At 56.8% G+C, this 3,418-nt stretch carries 5 protein-coding genes; all 5 read right to left on the minus strand.

Annotated features, from left to right (window positions below):
• Nucleotides 1–246, minus strand: a 246-nt coding sequence (locus PVW46_RS13730; RefSeq protein ID WP_274576229.1) for a caspase family protein, incomplete at its 3' end; no start/stop codon positions are given.
• A 9-nt stretch (nt 247–255) separates the two neighbouring features.
• A complete protein-coding gene (locus PVW46_RS13735; protein ID WP_069208075.1) occupies nt 256–627 on the minus strand; it encodes a TIR domain-containing protein in 372 nt (123 codons plus the stop codon).
• A gap of 331 nt (nt 628–958) precedes the next feature.
• Nucleotides 959–1,537 (minus strand): exonuclease domain-containing protein, encoded by a 579-nt coding sequence (locus PVW46_RS13740; RefSeq protein WP_069208074.1) that lies wholly within the window; start codon nt 1,535–1,537, stop codon nt 959–961.
• A 22-nt stretch (nt 1,538–1,559) separates the two neighbouring features.
• Complete coding sequence (locus PVW46_RS13745; protein ID WP_139132221.1) at nt 1,560–2,015, minus strand: hypothetical protein; 456 nt, start codon at nt 2,013–2,015, stop codon at nt 1,560–1,562.
• A 29-nt stretch (nt 2,016–2,044) separates the two neighbouring features.
• On the minus strand, nt 2,045–3,418 hold a 1,374-nt coding region (locus tag PVW46_RS13750), incomplete at its 5' end, for a type ISP restriction/modification enzyme (protein ID WP_338020527.1).

Genomic DNA, 3,418 nt, shown 5'->3' on the forward strand with positions numbered 1-3,418 from the left:
CAAGACCGTGTGACCAGCGCACCGCTTACGCTTGTCTTGGAAGAGCTCCTGAATAGCTTCTCGAAGCTTCTTCCGCGGGACCAACTGGCCGGGACCGGTCGCCGTCAGGAGCTTCACGTGGAAATTGACAGAGCCGTCTGAGTCCCGATCCAGCATCGACTTTACGCTGTGGGCGTCGTTGACGCAGCCGTGTAGCGCTTTGATGTGGCCGTAGTAATCCACGCCGACGACTAATGCTTTCCTCATGCCCACCTCTTAGAGGCTATCAATGAAAGCGGCAACGTTGTCCCAAGTCCAGACCTTCGTGTTGACGCCGGTGAGATCGGTTCGATCGTCCTTATAGCACCAGAAGCCACGCAGCGGGACCTTCTCTTCCTTAGCGCAGGTGATCTCCCACTTCTGCCCAGAAGACTTCAGGGAATTCTTACTTACCAGCACGATCACACCGTCAGAACGTTTGATTCGAGTCCGCACCCGATCCTTCCACCCGGTGTCGTAAGGCTCCTTCACGGACATATCGACATACTCAAAAGGTGAATCAGTGTGAAGCGACTGACCTTTTAGCAGGTCACGGCACGCTTTGTCTTCCATCGCGAACGCCACGAAAATCGTCTTTTTGTCAGCCATTACTCTCTCGCCAATTAGGGTTCCTCTAAACTACATCTGGGTAACCGCTCGCACAAGATCAAGCCTGTTGAACAAGATATAGTATTAAATTGTGGGCTGCTCAATAGATGGTTCAAGGGGCTCGAAGCCATCGTTCTGAATAGGCTTTCTTGGCAAAACGCAGCGAGCGGCCGCTTCCCACTACACATGCCCCTCAATGCGCGGAGGCAGCGAACTGCCAACTTCGCCATTGATGCCGATAACCAGGCACTGTGTTTTGACACTCCGAAATCTTGATACAGCCGGACCACAAAACTGGCGGTTTGACTGAGAGGCTTTGGCATAGGCATTATCAAGTATCGTGAAAGCAAATCGCCAACCCCTTCGTTTTTTCCGCGTGCAAAACAACCTCTGCAGCGGCGCGGGCGTCTTCGCCGGCATCGTGGTGGTCGAAGGATAGCCGCAAATGGGTCTTCAGGGATGCCAGGCCATGACCGCCGTTCCCCTTCAGTTCTGGCCATGCCCTGCGAGCGACGGTGACGCTGTTCTGCCAGATCCACAGAGGCTCGTCTCGGCTGAGCAGGGCGCATGCGGCTCGAAAGGCGCTGCGGTCGAAACCTGAGTGCTGATAGATCGTGATGCCGCCGAGCGGGGTTTCCAGCATCGAGAGGGCGTCCGCGAACCTGGGAGCGCCGCTGACGGTAGACTGGCTGATACCATGGAGGCCGGTGAACGCCCATGTCGAGGTGCATGGATCGACGTAGGTCGTCCAGGTTTCGATGGAATTGTCGGGACGGACGCAAGCGATACCGATCTGACAGATGCTGGCACGGTCGTGGTTGGCGGTTTCCACGTCGAGCGCAACGAACCGAAAAGGGCCCGAGGGAAACTCGTTGCGCGCCTCTTCGCGGCGTCTAAGGAAACTCAGCATTGGAACGCCCTTCTCTAAGAAATCATGGCAGGCAATCGCTCGCGTCATCGAACCGCCCGAGATCTTCGATGCAGGCTCGGACTTCCTCCAGCGCAGTCTGCGCCTCATCACGCTGCTGCGTCACGAAGAAAAGATCGGACCGTGCATCTGAAAGGGCGTCTCGCGTTTCATCAAGCTCCTCCAGCGTGGTCTGGAAGGCATCTTGCATCTCCTGGCTGTCTTCGAGGAGATTGTTGTAATCGGTCACCAGCGCGTTGAACCGGGTTTGAAGGGCGTCGTATTCATCAGCGCAGTCGGTCAGGTTCGATTTGCAGGTGAACCCTTCGTAGTTGCACTGGTAGCTGTCGAAACAGGCTGCGTCCGCGCTCACGCATTTGCCCGAACTTGAGCAGACCGTTTCGCCATAGCTGAGACAGGCGCCTCGGTCGCCGTAGGAACAGGTGAAACCCTGCTGCGCCGCCGACATGGACGGGATCATTACGATCGCCAGGAGGAGCCACAGGACCCTCATGCCGGCAGGTCCAGTTTCGGCAGGGCACGGACAATCTTCATTGTCTCGAGGCTTACGGTGATCACGCGACGGAACAGGTCCAGCGGGTAGGCCGGATCGCCCATGGTCTCGTTGGCGTAGTCGTTGGCGTCGTTGACGATGCCGCTGGCCTTGTCGGTCTTGACCACCTGGCGCTCCATCACCCATTCCAGCGCGGGCTTGCCGTTGACGACGTAGTCGTAGGCCCCCAAGGGCACGTCCGTCATGGTGATGTTGGCGTTATAGATCACCGTGGTCTTGTCCTTGTCGCGGGCCTTGCCGCCGAACTTCATCTTGGTGACGCGGTAGAAGGCCTTGGGGTCGCCAATGTTCCACAGCTCGGGCGTGCCCTGCTTGTAGGTGACGGGGTATGGCTCCACCGTCTCGTAGTTCACATGAAGATCGCCCATAGCGCGTCCGGCGTCGGAGAAGGCGCGGAAGTCGGCGTAGGTTTTTACCGCCGGGATGCGGGGCAGTTCCTTGGTCAGGTTGTCGGCGTAGCGGTCGCGGTAGTCGGGTGAATGCAGCAGGCCGTAGACGTAGTAGAAGATGTCCTCCTTGCTGATCTCCTCGCCCGAATAGGCCGCCTGGAAATGTGCCAACCCGGCATCGGTGATCGCGTCACGACGCTGGAGGCCGGAGGACTGACCTTCGAAGAGCCCGCCCGGTTCCTCGTCCTGCTGGTCGTAGAGATAGAGGGGGTAGTTTTGGCCATTGTAATGCGTTTTGAACTCAGGCACCGCATCGATCATTAGTGCGGTGAACCCTTGATCCTCGCCCGTTCCAACGGTGCAGATCACCCGGTTTTCGATGTCTGCACGCGGGAAAAACTGTGGGATCTTAAAAACATACTCATTCAAGGACCTGTCGAAATACATGCGCTGCTTTGAGAAAGGCCGGTAGTGCGAAATAACCACATTTTCTGGGATGAATTCGATCTCTCGATCTCGCCCAACATTGGCTTTTAGTGATCGGCTCCAGCTAATCCGGGTCTCATCAGTGGTAACAAATTCACCGACGAACTTGTCTCGAGCTTTTGCCGTAGGAAACTTTCGCCCGAGAGCTCTGAACCTGTGTCGTTCCTCGTCATAAGTCGCAATCAAGCGCTGCACATTTGAGTGGATCTTAGAGCGACTAAAATTGAAACACCATGCATCCCGGGCAGTCTGCGCGCCCTGCGAAAAGGTATCGAAAAGGTATTGCCCATCGTCTTTCTTATTTCCGATTGCCAAGAATGCGTCGAAACTGGCGTCCCGCTGGTTCAGCCAGTCGTTCTGGTCGTCCGGCGTGATACGCTCCCAACCCTCCGCGTTGCTGATCCCTTTGGACCTGTCACGCTCTGGTGCCGCTCC

It is taken from the genome of Mameliella sp. AT18 (assembly GCF_028807275.1).
Classification (GTDB): Bacteria; Pseudomonadota; Alphaproteobacteria; order Rhodobacterales; family Rhodobacteraceae; genus Antarctobacter; species Antarctobacter albus.

Bases quoted from the DNA above. Each gene is read 5' to 3' on its own strand.
- PVW46_RS13735 (WP_069208075.1), bottom strand. From the start codon at position 627: ATGGCTGACAAAAAGACGATTTTCGTGGCGTTCGCGATGGAAGACAAA.
- PVW46_RS13740 (WP_069208074.1), bottom strand. From the start codon at position 1,537: ATGCTGAGTTTCCTTAGACGCCGCGAAGAGGCGCGCAACGAGTTTCCC.
- PVW46_RS13745 (WP_139132221.1), bottom strand. From the start codon at position 2,015: ATGATCCCGTCCATGTCGGCGGCGCAGCAGGGTTTCACCTGTTCCTAC.